Source organism: Sulfitobacter sp. NFXS29, from assembly GCF_040148765.1.
In the GTDB taxonomy this organism is placed as follows: domain Bacteria; phylum Pseudomonadota; class Alphaproteobacteria; order Rhodobacterales; family Rhodobacteraceae; genus Sulfitobacter.
On the sequence record NZ_JAGDED010000015.1, the window covers coordinates 1 to 15,627 of the forward strand.

A 15,627-nucleotide genomic window follows, 5' to 3' on the forward strand; every position below is an offset into this window, starting at 1 on the left:
GTACTGCGTCTTAAGACGTGGGAGAGTAGGTCATCGCCAAACCTAATAAGTTCCTGATATTAAGTATCTCTCGACGATGAACAGAATAACAAAACCGCCGCAGCTATAAAGCTGCGGCGGTTTTGTGTTGGGGGGGCGAAAATCGCTATGCCCAAGAACTGTCCCTTTTCCGCCCTGCAGGGGGCGCAATAGATCGGTAACTCTTTCGCAACCGCCTAAAGAGATCGACAAGATGACCCCCACAGATAAGCTTGCCCCTTCGTCAGCATCTGAATTGGACCCCACCGCGCTCTCTGCTATCCGAAACGTGATGGCGGATAGGCATGAGGGCGCGAATGCGGGCACCGCGATGGATACACCGCAGCCCCCCGCCAAACATCGGCAGTCCGGACGCGATGCCTTTCCCGAACTGCCGGAGCCAGAGGTGGCCAAAGCTAAATCCAAAAGACGTTTGCCGCTCAAGATGCCCAAGAAACGACCGTCGCCTCGGGCGGTGATACTGAGCCTGCTTGGGCTCGCTGTGATTCTGCGGCCTTGGTTGGTGCTGGGCGTGGTTTTCATCGCGGTGTTTGTCACGCTTGGGGTTTTTCTGGCCCTTGGTTATGACGGGTTTTGGGGGCGCGCCTTAGCGCTTGGGCGCTGGTATGCCGCGCGGCGGCCGGAGCGGGCGGCGGCGCTTCATGCGCGTTTGGATGCTTTTGCGATGAAATGGGATGCGGTGCTTGATCGCTTTCCCGAAGGGACGGTCGACGGGCTTTATCTGCCGGACTTTGGCGAAATGGCAGCGGCTGACACCCGCCACGACGAGGCCCTCGATCGCCGGTTTGACAGTCTGCGCAACTCCGAAGCCTAGGCCGCACGCGATGGTGTCTTGAAACTAGGGGGCGGACCCGTTACATCCGCCCAATCGGGCAACAAGGAAAGATGTCATGGCCACCACCAATCCGCTTCAGTTCATCCAGCAGGTTCGTACCGAAGTTGCCAAGGTTGTTTGGCCGACCAAGCGCGAAGTGATGCTGACCACTGTGATGGTCTTTATCCTTGCCGCGCTAACAGCGGTTTTCTTTGCTATTGTCGATATCCTGATCCGCGGCGGCTTGCAGCAGATCCTTGGGATGTTCGGCTAAGCATCGCCCGCTCGGGTGAATTTATCTTTACACCCTTGAAACCTGCGTCTGCGCGGGCTATTGCGCAGACCTGACCTGAAAAGGGGCGTGCGGCGATTCGAGTTGCGCGCCGATTTTTTGTTCAGATGTTGCGGGGCCGAGGCTCCGTGTGATTGACGAATTTACATGCCGGGGCAGCCCGCATGGCAAGACAGGGACCAGAGTTCAGATGGCAAAACGGTGGTATTCGGTCAGTGTCCTGTCGAACTTCGAAAAGAAGATCGCCGAGCAGATCCGCGCATCCGTGGCCGAGCAGGAACTTGAAGACCAGATTGACGAAGTGCTGGTGCCCACCGAAGAGGTGATCGAGGTTCGGCGTGGCAAGAAGGTGACAACCGAGCGTCGCTTCATGCCCGGCTATGTGCTGGTGCATATGGAAATGTCCGACGCGGGCTATCACCTGATCAACTCGATCAACCGCGTCACCGGTTTCTTGGGCCCGCAGGGCCGCCCGATGCCGATGCGCGATGCCGAGGTTCAGGCGATCTTGGGTCGCGTGCAGGAAGGCGAAGAAGCTCCACGCACGCTGATCCACTTCGAGATCGGTGAAAAGGTCAAGGTTGCCGACGGTCCGTTCGAAGACTTCGACGGCATGATCGAAGAGGTCGACGAGGACAACCAGCGCCTCAAGGTGTCGGTCTCGATCTTTGGCCGGGAAACCCCGGTCGAATTGGAATTCACTCAGGTCAACAAGCAGGTCTGAGTGCGCGGCGGGCTCAGGTCCGCCAACCCGGCGCCTCAAGCGTGTCGGTCATTGTGGGAGGCGAGGGCGCCGCGGCGCCTCACCCGGACCACGCAACGAAGATCCCGCGGGGCGCGCCCCAAGGGTGTTGAAAGGAGAATGGTCAGATGGCCAAGAAACTCGTCGGTACGATGAAGTTGCAAGTTAAAGCGGGTCAAGCAAACCCGTCCCCGCCCGTTGGTCCGGCTCTCGGTCAGCGCGGCATCAACATCATGGAATTCTGCAAGGCGTTCAACGCCAAGACCGCAGACATGGAGCCGGGCGCACCGTGCCCCACCGTGATCAGCTACTATCAGGACAAGTCCTTCACGATGGACATCAAGACGCCCCCGGCGTCCTACTATCTGAAAAAAGCGGCCAAGGTGAACTCTGGCGCGAAAACGCCTTCGCGTGAAACCGTCGGCACCGTGACCACCAAGCAGCTGCGCGAGATCGCAGAAGCAAAAGCCGCCGACCTGTCCGCGAACGACGTGGAAGCGGCGATGAAAATCATTCTGGGCTCTGCCCGGTCCATGGGCATCGAGGTGAAGTAAGATGGCAAAACTTGGAAAACGCACCCGCGCCGCCCGTGAAGCCTTTGCTGGCAAAGAAGAGATCACCGTTGAAGAAGCGGTAAGCCTCATCAAAGCAAACGCAAACGCGAAGTTCGACGAAACCATCGAGATCGCGATGAACCTCGGTGTGGACCCACGCCACGCAGACCAGATGGTCCGCGGTGTTGTCGGCCTGCCCAACGGCACCGGCAAAACCATGCGCGTTGCTGTCTTCGCCCGTGGCGCGAAAGCTGAAGAAGCCGAAAAAGCTGGCGCAGATATCGTTGGCGCAGAAGACCTGATGGAAACCGTGCAGTCTGGCAAGATCGACTTTGATCGTTGCATCGCGACACCCGACATGATGCCGATCGTTGGCCGTCTGGGTAAAGTGCTTGGCCCCCGTAACTTGATGCCGAACCCCAAGGTTGGCACCGTGACCATGGACGTCGCCGACGCCGTGAAAGCGGCCAAGGGCGGTGAAGTTCAGTTCAAAGCCGAAAAGGGCGGTGTCGTCCATGCAGGCGTTGGGAAGCTGTCCTTCGACGAAGCCAAGCTGGCCGAAAACATCCGTACCTTCGTTGGCGCGGTGTCCAAAGCCAAGCCTGCCGGTGCCAAAGGCACATATATGAAAAAGATCAACCTGAGCTCCACAATGGGCCCAGGCGTGTCGGTCGCTGTCGAGAACGCAACCGCCGAGTGATCCTCGCCGGGTGGGGGCCAGCCCCCCACCTTGCGACCCGAGATTTGGCGGCTTCGGCCGTCAGATACGCAAGGACCAGAAGATCGGTCTGCGCGTCTGTCCGAGACGGAGGGTTTGGGCTTTGGCCTGAATAATTCCTTCCTGAGATGGGAAACCGGAAAAATTCTGCCCTCGGGCGGTTTTGGCCGGGACCCTGACATTGGACCCGAATGGGATGCAAAAGATCGCATCCTGAACTGAGCCGGGGGGCAACCCCCAAATTTGGAGTGAAACTGTGGATAGAGCACAAAAAGAACAGCTGGTCGACGAACTCGGCCAGATCTTTGAAAGCTCTGGCGTCGTTGTGGTTAGCCACTACGTCGGTTTGACAGTTGCCGAAATGCAGGACCTTCGGGCGCGCGCACGCGCTGCCGGTGGGGCCGTGCGTGTTGCCAAAAACAGGCTCGCCAAGATCGCCCTTGAGGGCAAGCCATGCGAAAGCATCGCTGACCTTCTGACGGGTATGACCGTTCTGACCTATTCTGAGGATCCTGTGGCTGCGGCCAAGGTTGCTCAGGAGTTCTCCAAGGAAAACCCAAAGCTGGTGATCCTCGGTGGTTCCATGGGTGAGAACGCGTTGGACGCCGCTGGTGTCGAAGCCGTGTCGAAAATGCCTTCGCGGGAGGAGCTTATCTCCACCATCGCGGGCATGCTCGGCGCACCTGCTTCGAACATCGCCGGGGCCATTGGCGCACCTGCAAGCAACATCGCATCCATCTTGTCCACGATCGAGGACAAGGCGGCTGCGTAAGGCATATCGTCAAGCCGGCGCTCGGGTTGAACACGCGCGTTGGAACACACATATCGTTACGGAAAGAGCTAAACATGGCTGATCTGAAAAAACTGGCAGAAGACATCGTTGGTCTGACTCTGCTTGAAGCACAAGAACTGAAAACCATCCTGAAAGACGAGTACGGCATCGAGCCCGCCGCTGGCGGCGCAGTGATGATGGCTGGTCCTGCTGATGGCGGCGCTGCCGAAGAAGAAAAGACCGAATTCGACGTCGTTCTGAAGAACGCCGGCGCATCCAAGATCAACGTGATCAAGGAAGTCCGCGGCATCACAGGTCTCGGCCTGAAAGAAGCCAAAGACCTGGTCGAAGCCGGTGGCAAGATCAAAGAAGGCGTCGACAAAGCCGAAGCCGAAGAGATCAAAGGCAAGCTGGAAGCAGCTGGCGCCGAAGTCGAGCTGGCCTAAGCCAGAGGTGCGCGGCAACGTGCACCACGCATGAACAAGGGCTGGACGGGAATCTTCCTGTCCAGCCTGACCTGTTTTGACGAATGTTCTAGCTCGGAACATTTCTCTGGAGAGGTCCATGGTCGGAAGGGATGCAGTGGGACGCATTCCAAGAATTGACCCGGATTTTCCGCTCTTATGGGCGCGCACCACGGCCCCGGTGGTTGATGCGCTCGGCAAGAGACACGAAAGGTGACACGACACATGGCACAATCCTTCCTTGGCCAGAAACGTCTGCGTAAATATTACGGCAAAATCCGCGAAGTGCTGGAGATGCCGAACCTCATCGAGGTTCAGAAATCCTCTTACGATCTGTTCTTGAATTCCGGCGACGCCGAGACCCCCACCGATGGTGAAGGTATCACAGGCGTTTTCCAGTCGGTCTTCCCGATCAAAGATTTCAATGAGACCTCCGTGCTTGAATACGTCAAGTACGAGCTTGAAAAGCCGAAATACGATGTTGAGGAATGTCAGCAGCGTGACATGACCTACAGCGCGCCTCTCAAGGTGACGCTGCGCCTCATCGTGTTTGATGTGGACGAAGACACCGGCGCGAAGTCGGTCAAAGACATCAAAGAGCAAGACGTGTTCATGGGCGACATGCCCCTGATGACGCCGAACGGCACCTTTGTCGTCAACGGCACCGAGCGTGTGATCGTATCCCAGATGCACCGCTCCCCGGGCGTGTTCTTTGACCACGACAAGGGCAAGACCCACTCTTCGGGTAAGCTCCTCTTCGCTTGCCGCATCATCCCCTACCGCGGCTCTTGGCTGGATTTCGAATTCGACGCCAAAGACAACGTCTATGCCCGGATCGACCGCCGCCGCAAACTGCCTGTGACGACCTTGCTCTATGCCCTTGGGCTGGACCAAGAGGCGATCATGAACGCCTATTACAACACGGTCACCTACACGCTGGAGAAGAACAAGGGCTGGGTTGCACCCTTCTTCCCCGACCGCGTGCGCGGCACCCGTCCGACTTATGATCTGGTGGATGCCGCGACAGGTGAAATCCTGTTCGAAGCGACCAAAAAGGTCACGCCTCGCGCCGTCAAAAAACTGCTCGACGAAGGCAAGGTAAAAGACCTGCTGCTGCCTTTCGATCACATCGTTGGCAAGTTTGTCGCGCGTGACATCATCAACGAAGAAACCGGTGCGATCTACGTCGAAGCCGGTGACGAGTTGACGCTGGAATACGACAAAGACGGCACGCTGATCGGCGGCACCGCGAAGGAGCTGATCGACGCGGGCATCACCGAGATTCCGCTGCTGGACATCGACAACGTCAACGTCGGCCCCTACATGCGCAACACCATGGCGATGGACAAGAACATGAACCGCGACACCGCGCTCATGGACATCTACCGCGTCATGCGCCCGGGCGAGCCGCCCACCGTTGAGGCCGCTTCCGCGCTCTTTGACACGCTGTTCTTTGATAGCGAACGCTATGACCTCTCGGCTGTTGGCCGCGTGAAAATGAACATGCGTTTGGCGCTTGATAAGCCTGACACACAGCGCACGCTGGACCGTGACGACATTGTCGCTTGTATCAAAGCGCTGGTTGATCTGCGCGATGGCCGTGGCGACATTGACGACATTGACCACCTCGGCAACCGTCGTGTGCGTTCGGTCGGCGAATTGATGGAAAACCAGTACCGCGTCGGCCTGCTGCGCATGGAGCGTGCGATCAAAGAGCGGATGTCCTCCGTCGAGATCGACACGGTGATGCCGCAAGACCTGATCAACGCTAAGCCAGCCGCGGCTGCGGTGCGTGAATTCTTTGGTTCCTCGCAGCTGTCGCAGTTTATGGACCAAACCAACCCGCTCTCGGAAGTGACGCACAAGCGTCGTCTCTCGGCGCTTGGGCCGGGCGGTTTGACACGTGAGCGTGCGGGCTTTGAAGTGCGTGACGTTCACCCGACCCACTATGGTCGGATGTGCCCGATTGAAACGCCGGAAGGGCCGAACATTGGTCTGATCAACTCGCTGGCCACTTTTGCCCGCGTGAACAAATACGGCTTCATCGAAACGCCTTACCGCGTGGTCAAAGACAGCACCGTTACCGACGAAGTGCACTACATGTCCGCAACCGAGGAAATGCGCCACACCGTGGCTCAGGCGAACGCCAACCTCGACGAAAACATGAAGTTCGTCAACGAACTGGTCTCGACCCGTCAGTCCGGTGACTACACGTTGGCCCCGACGGAAAACGTGGACCTGATCGACGTTTCGCCCAAGCAGTTGGTCTCGGTCGCTGCTTCGTTGATCCCGTTCCTCGAAAACGACGACGCCAACCGCGCTCTCATGGGCTCGAACATGCAACGTCAGGCGGTTCCGCTTCTGCAAGCTGAGGCGCCGCTTGTCGGCACCGGCATCGAAGAAGTTGTGGCACGCGATTCCGGGGCGGCCTACACGGCACGCCGCGCGGGTATCATCGACCAAGTCGATGCGTCGCGTATCGTGATCCGGGCCACCGAAGACCTTGAGCTGGGCGACGCGGGTGTGGACATCTACCGCATGCGCAAATTCCAGCGCTCGAACCAGAACACCTGCATCAACCAGCGTCCGCTGGTGAAGGTGGGTGAGAAGGTCACCAAGGGGCAGGTCATCGCGGATGGTCCGTCCACCGACATGGGGGAACTGGCGCTCGGCAAGAACGTCGTCGTCGCCTTCATGCCGTGGAATGGCTACAACTACGAAGACTCCATTCTGATCTCCGAGCGGATTTCCCGTGATGACGTCTTCACCTCGATCCACATCGAGGAATTCGAAGTCGCCGCGCGTGACACGAAACTTGGGCCAGAAGAAATCACCCGCGACATTCCCAACGTCGGCGAGGAAGCCCTGCGCAACCTCGACGAAGCCGGTATCGTTTACATCGGTGCGGACGTGGAGCCGGGCGACATCCTTGTGGGTAAGATCACACCGAAGGGCGAAAGCCCGATGACGCCGGAAGAAAAGCTTCTGCGCGCCATCTTTGGTGAGAAAGCGTCCGACGTGCGCGACACCTCGTTGCGTGTGAAGCCGGGCGATTTCGGCACCGTTGTCGAAGTGCGCGTCTTCAACCGTCACGGTGTTGAGAAAGACGAGCGTGCGCTGCAGATCGAGCGTGAGGAAGTCGAACGTCTGGCCCGTGACCGGGACGACGAGCTGGCGATCCTCGACCGCAACATCTACGCGCGTCTCAAGGATATGATCCTTGGCAAAATCGCCGTCAAAGGCCCGAAAGGCGTGAAGGCGAACAGCCAGATCACCGAGGAACTGCTGGAAACCCTGACCCGTGGTCAGTGGTGGCAGCTGGCCCTTGAGGACGAGGATGACGCGAAGATCGTCGAAGCCCTGAACGAGCAGTATGAGATCCAGAAGCGGACCTTGGATGCACGTTTTGAGGACAAAGTCGAGAAAGTCCGTCGTGGTGACGATCTGCCCCCGGGTGTGATGAAGATGGTCAAAGTCTTCGTCGCGGTGAAGCGTAAGCTGCAGCCGGGCGACAAGATGGCCGGTCGTCACGGGAACAAGGGTGTGATCTCGAAAGTGGTGCCGATGGAGGACATGCCGTTCCTCGCCGATGGTACCCCGGTCGACTTCTGCCTTAACCCTCTGGGTGTTCCATCGCGGATGAACGTCGGTCAGATTCTTGAGACACACATGGGCTGGGCCGCACGCGGTCTGGGCATCAACATCGACGAGGCGCTGCAAGAGTATAAGCGCTCCGGCGATCTGACACCTGTGCGTGAAGCAATGCAGTTGGCTTACGGTGATGATGTCTACGAAGAGGGCATCACCGGCATGGACGAGGATACGCTTCTTGAAGTGGCCGACAACGTGCGCCGCGGCGTGCCAATCGCCACGCCGGTCTTTGACGGTGCTAAGGAAGCGGACGTGAACGACAGCCTCAAGCGGGCCGGGTTCGACACGTCTGGTCAGTCGGTACTGTTCGATGGTCGTACAGGTGAGCAGTTTGCCCGCCCGGTGACCGTCGGCGTCAAGTACCTGCTCAAGCTGCACCACTTGGTGGACGACAAAATTCACGCACGTTCGACAGGGCCGTACTCGCTCGTCACACAGCAGCCGCTGGGTGGTAAGGCACAGTTCGGTGGCCAGCGCTTTGGTGAGATGGAAGTCTGGGCTCTCGAAGCTTACGGCGCTGCTTACACATTGCAGGAAATGCTGACCGTCAAGTCGGACGACGTCGCGGGCCGGACCAAGGTCTATGAAAGCATCGTCAAGGGCGAGGATAACTTCGAAGCGGGCATTCCAGAGAGCTTTAACGTTCTCGTTAAGGAAGTACGCGGCCTCGGCCTGAATATGGAACTCCTGGATGCGGAGGAGGATGAGTGACGCGGTAAACGGGATTTTCTAAAAATCCCGGCCCGTTTTCTGTAAAAGAAAACGGGTCCGGTCCCTCCCAACGCACCCCTTTCAAGGATTTGAAAATGAACCAGGAACTGACAAACAACCCGTTCAACCCGCTGACGCCGCAAAAAGCGTTTGACGAAATCAAGGTCTCTTTGGCCTCGCCAGAGCGGATCCTCAGCTGGTCCTTCGGCGAGATCAAAAAGCCGGAAACCATCAACTACCGGACGTTCAAGCCAGAGCGTGACGGCCTGTTCTGCGCGCGTATCTTTGGCCCGATCAAAGACTACGAATGCCTCTGCGGCAAATATAAGCGGATGAAGTATCGCGGCGTTGTCTGCGAGAAATGTGGTGTCGAAGTGACACTGCAAAAGGTCCGTCGTGAGCGTATGGGCCACATCGAACTGGCATCGCCAGTGGCACACATTTGGTTCCTCAAGTCGCTGCCGTCGCGCATCGGCCTGATGCTGGACATGACCCTGCGTGATCTGGAACGTGTTCTCTACTTCGAGAACTACGTCGTGATCGAGCCGGGCCTGACAGATCTTCAATACGGTCAGATGATGACCGAAGAAGAGTACATGGACGCCCAAGACGCCTATGGCATGGACGCTTTCACCGCCAACATCGGTGCCGAAGCGATCCGCGAAATGCTGGCGGCGATTGATCTGGAAGCCGAAGCCGAGACCCTGCGCGCCGATCTGAAAGAGGCGACAGGCGAGCTGAAGCCTAAGAAGATCATCAAGCGTCTGAAAGTGGTCGAGTCCTTCCTCGAGTCGGGCAACCGTCCTGAGTGGATGGTCATGACCGTGATCCCGGTGATCCCGCCAGAACTGCGCCCGCTGGTGCCGCTGGACGGGGGCCGTTTCGCGACCTCTGACCTCAACGACCTGTACCGCCGCGTGATCAACCGGAACAACCGTCTGAAGCGTCTCATCGAACTGCGCGCGCCTGACATCATCGTCCGCAACGAAAAGCGGATGCTGCAGGAATCCGTCGATGCGCTCTTCGACAACGGCCGCCGTGGCCGCGTCATCACGGGTGCCAACAAGCGCCCGCTGAAGTCGCTCTCGGACATGCTGAAAGGCAAGCAGGGTCGCTTCCGTCAAAACCTTTTGGGTAAGCGCGTCGACTTCTCGGGTCGTTCGGTCATTGTGACCGGCCCGGAACTCAAGTTGCACCAATGTGGTCTGCCCAAGAAGATGGCGTTGGAGCTGTTCAAGCCGTTCATCTACTCGCGTCTGGAGGCCAAAGGTCTGTCCTCCACCGTGAAGCAGGCGAAAAAGCTGGTCGAAAAAGAGCGTCCCGAGGTTTGGGACATCCTTGATGAGGTGATCCGCGAACACCCCGTCATGCTCAACCGCGCGCCGACATTGCACCGTCTTGGCATTCAGGCGTTCGAACCGGTTCTGATCGAAGGTAAAGCGATCCAGCTGCACCCGCTGGTCTGCTCGGCCTTTAACGCTGACTTCGACGGTGACCAGATGGCCGTTCACGTGCCGCTCTCGCTGGAAGCCCAGCTGGAAGCGCGTGTTCTGATGATGTCCACGAACAACGTTCTGTCGCCTGCAAACGGCGCGCCGATTATCGTGCCGTCGCAGGATATGATCTTGGGTCTCTACTACACGACCCTTGAGCGCCAAGGTATGGTTGGCGAAGGCATGGTCTTCGGCTCCGTCGACGAGGTGCAGCACGCTCTCGACGCCGGTGCGGTTCACCTGCACTCGAAGATCAAAGCGCGGATCAAACAGATCGACGCCGAAGGCAACGAAGTGATGATGCGCTTCGACACGACCCCCGGTCGTATCCGTCTTGGTGCGCTGCTGCCGCTGAACGCGAAAGCGCCGTTTGATCTGGTCAACCGACTGCTGCGTAAGAAAGAAGTGCAGCAGGTCATCGACACCGTCTACCGTTATTGCGGTCAGAAAGAGTCGGTTATCTTCTGTGACCAGATCATGACCATGGGTTTCCGCGAAGCTTTCAAAGCGGGCATTTCCTTCGGTAAAGACGACATGCTGATCCCCGACACCAAATGGCCGCTGGTTGAAGAAACCCGTGAGCAGGTGAAGGACTTTGAACAGCAGTACATGGACGGCCTGATCACTCAGGGCGAAAAGTACAACAAGGTCGTCGATGCATGGTCGAAGTGTAACGACAAGGTCACCGACGCGATGATGGGCTCCATCTCGGCCACCACGTACCACGAGAATGGTTCCGAGAAAGAGCCGAACTCGGTCTACATGATGGCCCACTCCGGTGCCCGTGGCTCGGTTACGCAGATGAAACAGCTGGGCGGGATGCGCGGCCTGATGGCGAAGCCGAATGGCGACATCATCGAGACGCCGATCATCTCGAACTTTAAAGAAGGTCTGACCGTTCTCGAGTACTTCAACTCGACACACGGTGCGCGGAAAGGTCTGTCGGATACCGCTCTGAAAACGGCGAACTCCGGTTACCTGACACGCCGTCTGGTGGACGTGGCCCAGGACTGCATCGTGCGTGAGCATGACTGCGGGACCGAAACCGCGATCACTGCCGAAGCGGCTGTCAATGACGGTGAGGTTGTCTCCTCGCTGGCCGAGCGTCTGCTGGGCCGTGTTGCCGCGGATGACATTCTGGTGCCCGGCACCGAGGATGTTCTGGTGCCCGCAGGTTCGTTGATCGACGAGCGCATGTCGGATGCCATCGACGAAGCCGGGGTGCAGTCCGCACGGATCCGCAGCCCGCTGACCTGTGATGCCGAAGAGGGTGTCTGCGCCATGTGCTATGGCCGTGACCTTGCACGCGGTACGCTCGTTAACCAAGGTGAGGCCGTCGGCATCATCGCGGCCCAGTCGATCGGTGAACCCGGTACTCAGCTGACGATGCGGACCTTCCACATCGGCGGCGTTGCGCAGGGTGGTCAGCAGTCCTTCCTCGAGGCCAGCCAGTCCGGCAAAATCGTGTTCGACAATGCGCAGACGCTTGAAAACAGCGCCGGTGAAATGCTCGTCATGGGCCGGAACATGAAACTGTCGATCGTCGATGAGAACGGCGATGAGCGCGCCAGCCACAAGATCGGCTACGGCACCAAGCTCCACGTCAAGGAAGGCGACAGCGTGGCACGCGGCGACAAGCTGTTCGAATGGGATCCCTACACCCTGCCGATCATCGCCGAGAAACCGGGTATGACCAAATACGTCGACCTTGTTTCGGGCATCGCGGTCAAAGAAGACACCGACGAAGCAACCGGCATGACCCAGAAGATCGTGATCGACTGGCGCGCAGCCCCCAAGGGCAACGAGCTTAAGCCCGAGATCATCTTGGTGGGTGAAGATGGCGAACCGGTCCGCAACGATGCGGGCAACCCGGTGACCTATCCGATGTCGGTGGATGCGGTTCTGTCTGTTGAGGACCAGACCGAGGTGCAGGCCGGTGACATCATCGCGCGTATCCCGCGTGAAGGTGCCAAGACCAAGGACATTACCGGTGGTCTGCCGCGTGTGGCTGAACTCTTTGAGGCACGTCGCCCCAAAGACCACGCCATCATCGCGGAAATCGACGGCTATGTGCGCTTCGGCAAGGACTATAAGAACAAGCGCCGCATCGCGATTGAAAGCTCGGATGATCCGGACGTGAAGGTTGAATACATGGTGCCCAAGGGGAAACACATCCCCGTTGCCGAAGGCGACTTCGTGCAGAAGGGTGACTACATCATGGACGGCAACCCCGCGCCGCACGACATTCTGGCGATCATGGGCGTTGAGGCCTTGGCCGAATACATGATTGACGAAGTGCAGGACGTTTACCGCCTGCAGGGTGTGAAGATTAACGACAAACACATCGAAGTCATCGTGCGTCAGATGCTGCAGAAGTGGGAAATCCAAGAAAGCGGCGACACCACGCTGCTCAAGGGTGAACACGTCGACAAGCAGGAATTCGATCAGGCCAACGAAAAGGCCCTGTCGAAGGGTGGCCGTCCTGCCAAGGGCGAACCGATCCTGCTGGGCATCACCAAGGCGTCGCTGCAGACCCGCAGCTTCATCTCTGCCGCGTCCTTCCAGGAAACAACGCGCGTGCTGACCGAAGCTTCGGTCCAGGGCAAGCGGGACAAGCTGGTTGGTCTGAAAGAGAACGTCATCGTGGGCCGCCTGATCCCGGCGGGCACTGGTGGGGCGACCCAGCAGATGCGCAAAGTGGCGACAGACCGCGACAACGTCGTGATCGAAGCGCGCCGCGAAGAAGCCGAAGCCGCTGCCGCACTGGCAGCACCTGCGGTCTCCGCGGATGATGACATCGTCGGTGGCGATGTGTTCAACACGCCGGTCGGTGACGACGAGAGCCGCGATTGATCGCCGCTCTGACCTGACAATCAAAAGCCCCCGCAGTGAAAGCTGTGGGGGCTTTTTTATGCGCGGTGCCCCAGCATTGATTGCACGTTGCCAGCGAGATGGCCGGGAATTTGCCGCCGTAGCCTTACATCCGCCACATAGTCGCAATAGGTTTGCGAAAGCTTAACCGTCGTAAGGTTCTTCAGATGACGTCTCGCATTCTACATATCGACGATGATCCGATCATTCTGGAATTGGTAAAGATGATCTTTTCCGATGACAGATCGCTGACCTTTGTATCGTGCCTGAACGCCCGCGATGCGCTGGCGGTGGTGAATGATCTGAAACCCGATTTAATCATCAGTGATATCTCCATGCCCGATATGGGCGGTTTGGAATTGGCGCATCGCTTTGGCGAAAACCCCGACATTGCCGGCACGCCGATCATCTTCCTCAGCGGCCGCACCCGCGATCTTGAGGTGTATGACGCCTTCCGCGATCTGGCCGCGACCGTGATGCAAAAGCCTGTCGAGCCGGGGTTGCTGCGCAGCACAGTTCGGAATCTGTTGGCCAGTCAGCAACAGCCGGTGGCGCAGGCGTCCAACCAGTAACGCCGGGCAACAGCCGTAAGGACAGCCGTCCAACGCAGCCGCCATGCCGCATTTGAGGGGCGCAGGCCGCTACCTTGCACGGGCCCCGTTCTTGACAGCTTCCGTGCCCGCTGCCAGTCATTCGGGAGCGGCATCGATATAAGCCGCGCGGTTTTTTCCCGGAGCGCTTTCATGTCCCCCAATACCATCGGCGCGCTGCTGATGATCGCCTCGATGGCCTGTTTCACGTTTAACGACACGCTGCTGAAAATGACTGACGGGGCGCTGCCGCTGTTTCAGCTTTTGTTCCTGCGGGGGGTGACGACCTCGGTCCTGATCTTGGCCCTCAGCCGTCAGCTTGGCCGGATCGATTTCCGGCTTCAGCCGCGGGATTGGCGGGTGATCGCCCTGCGCTCGGTGGCTGAGATTGCAGCGGCTTATTTCTTTCTCACGGCACTGTTCAACATGCCCTTGGCCAATGTGACCGCCATCCTTCAGGTGGTGCCGCTTTCGGTGACGCTGGCCGCGGCGCTGGTGTTTCGGCAGGCGGTGGGCTGGCGGCGGTTGGTGGCAATTGGGATCGGTTTCTGCGGAGTCCTGCTGATCGTGAAGCCGGGCGCGGAGGGGTTCAACATATGGTCGGTCTACGTCTTGATTGCGGTCCTTTGCGTGACGGTCCGTGACCTGTCGACCCGCGCCTTGTCGCCTGCGGTGCCTTCCATGACCGTCACCTTGGTGACCGCGCTGTCGGTGATGACGGCGGCGGGGCTGGCATCGCTCGGCGGACCATGGGCGCCGGTGACCCCGTCGGTGGCGGCGCTGATCGGCGGCTCCGGGGTCTTTGTGTTGGGCGGCTATTTCTTCTCGATCCAAGTCATGCGGGTCGGCGACATCGGCTTTGTCGCGCCGTTTCGCTATACCGGCCTGCTTTGGGCGCTGCTGCTGGGCTGGACCGTCTTTGGCGAATGGCCGGGGGTCTTGACGCTGGTCGGCGCTGGCATTGTCGTGGCCACGGGGGTCTTTACCCTCTACCGTGAGCGGAAGCTGAAGGTTCAAGCCGAGAAGACCCGCCGCACCTGATCGTTGTCGATGGCAAAGCGCGTTCGAAACAGCGCTTCGCCTTCGGCATCCAGCGGGGCCACGTCCACATGCCGCGCAAGCCCTTGGCGCGAATCGTTCGATCCGTTGTGGCTGCGCACGAACATCGCCGCTTCGGGCAGGCTGACGCAGGGCATGAAGCGCGGCAGTTTCTCATGGGCGAAGTTCATGATCGTGACCGGGCTGCCGCCCTTCACATACATCGCCAAGGCCGCCACATTGAGGGGGCGGAACACTTCCGCCGCGCGGATGCCGCCCTGCCCGAACTCCGCGATATACCCTTTGGGCCAGTCGAAAGCGACGGAGCGTTGGCCTTCCAAAAGCCCCGCGCTGTCCTCAACCGCACGCCGCAGCCGGGCAATGAAATCCACGGAGACCGCATCGTCATCGTCATAGCGGAATTGCAGGCAGGGCTCTTTGGGATTGATCCGCGCGGCGTTCAGCACCTCTTTCATCACCTCGCGGTGCTGGCGGGGCGGCTCGCGGTGGATCACCGCCTGAGGCAAGTCGGAAAGGAGCGATTCGAGGCGGCGGGCGTGGTGGTCCGGGAACTGGTCGCCGATCACGAAAACGAGGGAGAAATCCGGGTCTGTCTGGGCCTTGAGGCAGGGCAGGGCGACGGTCTCGAGTAGACGGAACCGCTCTTCGAGCCGGGCTTCGTCATAGAGGTAGGCGATGCGCTCCTCGGTGGTGTCGTGCCCCACCTGAAATCCACCAAGGGCGGGGTAAGAAAAACGGCACAGGCCGATGGCTTGCATGGTATTACCCCTCAAGGAAAACTTGCGCGAATATGGCGACAGGGCGCGGCCGCTGGCAAGGGGGCTCGGCAAGGCAAAGGGCAGATGGCGCAGCCAGAG

Annotated in this window: 12 protein-coding genes; 11 read left to right on the forward strand and 1 reads right to left on the reverse strand. The window is 59.1% G+C overall.

Going from position 1 to position 15,627, the window contains the following annotated elements; all coding sequences use genetic code 11:
• Positions 1 to 232 precede the first annotated feature (232 nt).
• The 11 genes from J3456_RS17880 to J3456_RS17930 all read left to right on the forward strand — a co-directional run bounded on the left by J3456_RS17880 (position 233) and on the right by J3456_RS17930 (position 14,752).
• Complete coding sequence (locus J3456_RS17880; protein WP_349581580.1) at positions 233 to 853, forward strand: hypothetical protein; 621 nt, start codon at positions 233 to 235, stop codon at positions 851 to 853.
• Between the two features lie 76 nt (positions 854 to 929).
• The gene (gene secE / locus J3456_RS17885) at positions 930 to 1,127 is read left to right on the forward strand and encodes a preprotein translocase subunit SecE (RefSeq protein ID WP_007118815.1); all 198 of its coding nucleotides are present in this window, start codon (positions 930 to 932) and stop codon (positions 1,125 to 1,127) included.
• 208 nt (positions 1,128 to 1,335) lie between these two features.
• Entirely contained in the window at positions 1,336 to 1,869 is a 534-nt protein-coding gene (gene nusG / locus J3456_RS17890; protein ID WP_132446970.1) for a transcription termination/antitermination protein NusG, read from the forward strand.
• Between the two features lie 146 nt (positions 1,870 to 2,015).
• Complete coding sequence (gene rplK / locus J3456_RS17895; RefSeq protein WP_067622128.1) at positions 2,016 to 2,441, forward strand: 50S ribosomal protein L11; 426 nt, start codon at positions 2,016 to 2,018, stop codon at positions 2,439 to 2,441.
• A gap of 1 nt (position 2,442) precedes the next feature.
• Positions 2,443 to 3,141, forward strand: coding sequence for a 50S ribosomal protein L1 (rplA, locus tag J3456_RS17900; RefSeq protein WP_349581581.1), 699 nt, complete (start codon positions 2,443 to 2,445; stop codon positions 3,139 to 3,141).
• A 274-nt stretch (positions 3,142 to 3,415) separates the two neighbouring features.
• Positions 3,416 to 3,931, forward strand: coding sequence for a 50S ribosomal protein L10 (rplJ, locus tag J3456_RS17905; protein WP_007118819.1), 516 nt, complete (start codon positions 3,416 to 3,418; stop codon positions 3,929 to 3,931).
• Positions 3,932 to 4,005: 74 nt separating this feature from the next.
• Positions 4,006 to 4,377: a 50S ribosomal protein L7/L12 gene (gene rplL / locus J3456_RS17910; protein ID WP_007118820.1), complete on the forward strand. Its 372-nt coding sequence runs from the start codon at positions 4,006 to 4,008 to the stop codon at positions 4,375 to 4,377.
• A 243-nt stretch (positions 4,378 to 4,620) separates the two neighbouring features.
• The gene (gene rpoB, locus J3456_RS17915) at positions 4,621 to 8,757 is read left to right on the forward strand and encodes a DNA-directed RNA polymerase subunit beta (protein WP_349581582.1); all 4,137 of its coding nucleotides are present in this window, start codon (positions 4,621 to 4,623) and stop codon (positions 8,755 to 8,757) included.
• Between the two features lie 95 nt (positions 8,758 to 8,852).
• Complete coding sequence (gene rpoC / locus J3456_RS17920; protein WP_349581583.1) at positions 8,853 to 13,103, forward strand: DNA-directed RNA polymerase subunit beta'; 4,251 nt, start codon at positions 8,853 to 8,855, stop codon at positions 13,101 to 13,103.
• Between the two features lie 185 nt (positions 13,104 to 13,288).
• Positions 13,289 to 13,693, forward strand: coding sequence for a response regulator (locus J3456_RS17925; protein ID WP_349581584.1), 405 nt, complete (start codon positions 13,289 to 13,291; stop codon positions 13,691 to 13,693).
• Positions 13,694 to 13,864: 171 nt separating this feature from the next.
• Positions 13,865 to 14,752, forward strand: coding sequence for a DMT family transporter (locus J3456_RS17930; RefSeq protein WP_349581585.1), 888 nt, complete (start codon positions 13,865 to 13,867; stop codon positions 14,750 to 14,752).
• On the opposite strand, the gene J3456_RS17935 is transcribed toward J3456_RS17930, so the two are convergent.
• The gene (locus tag J3456_RS17935) at positions 14,725 to 15,528 is read right to left on the reverse strand and encodes a putative rhamnosyl transferase (protein ID WP_349581586.1); all 804 of its coding nucleotides are present in this window, start codon (positions 15,526 to 15,528) and stop codon (positions 14,725 to 14,727) included. The genes J3456_RS17930 and J3456_RS17935 overlap by 28 nt on opposite strands.
• Positions 15,529 to 15,627 lie beyond the last annotated feature (99 nt).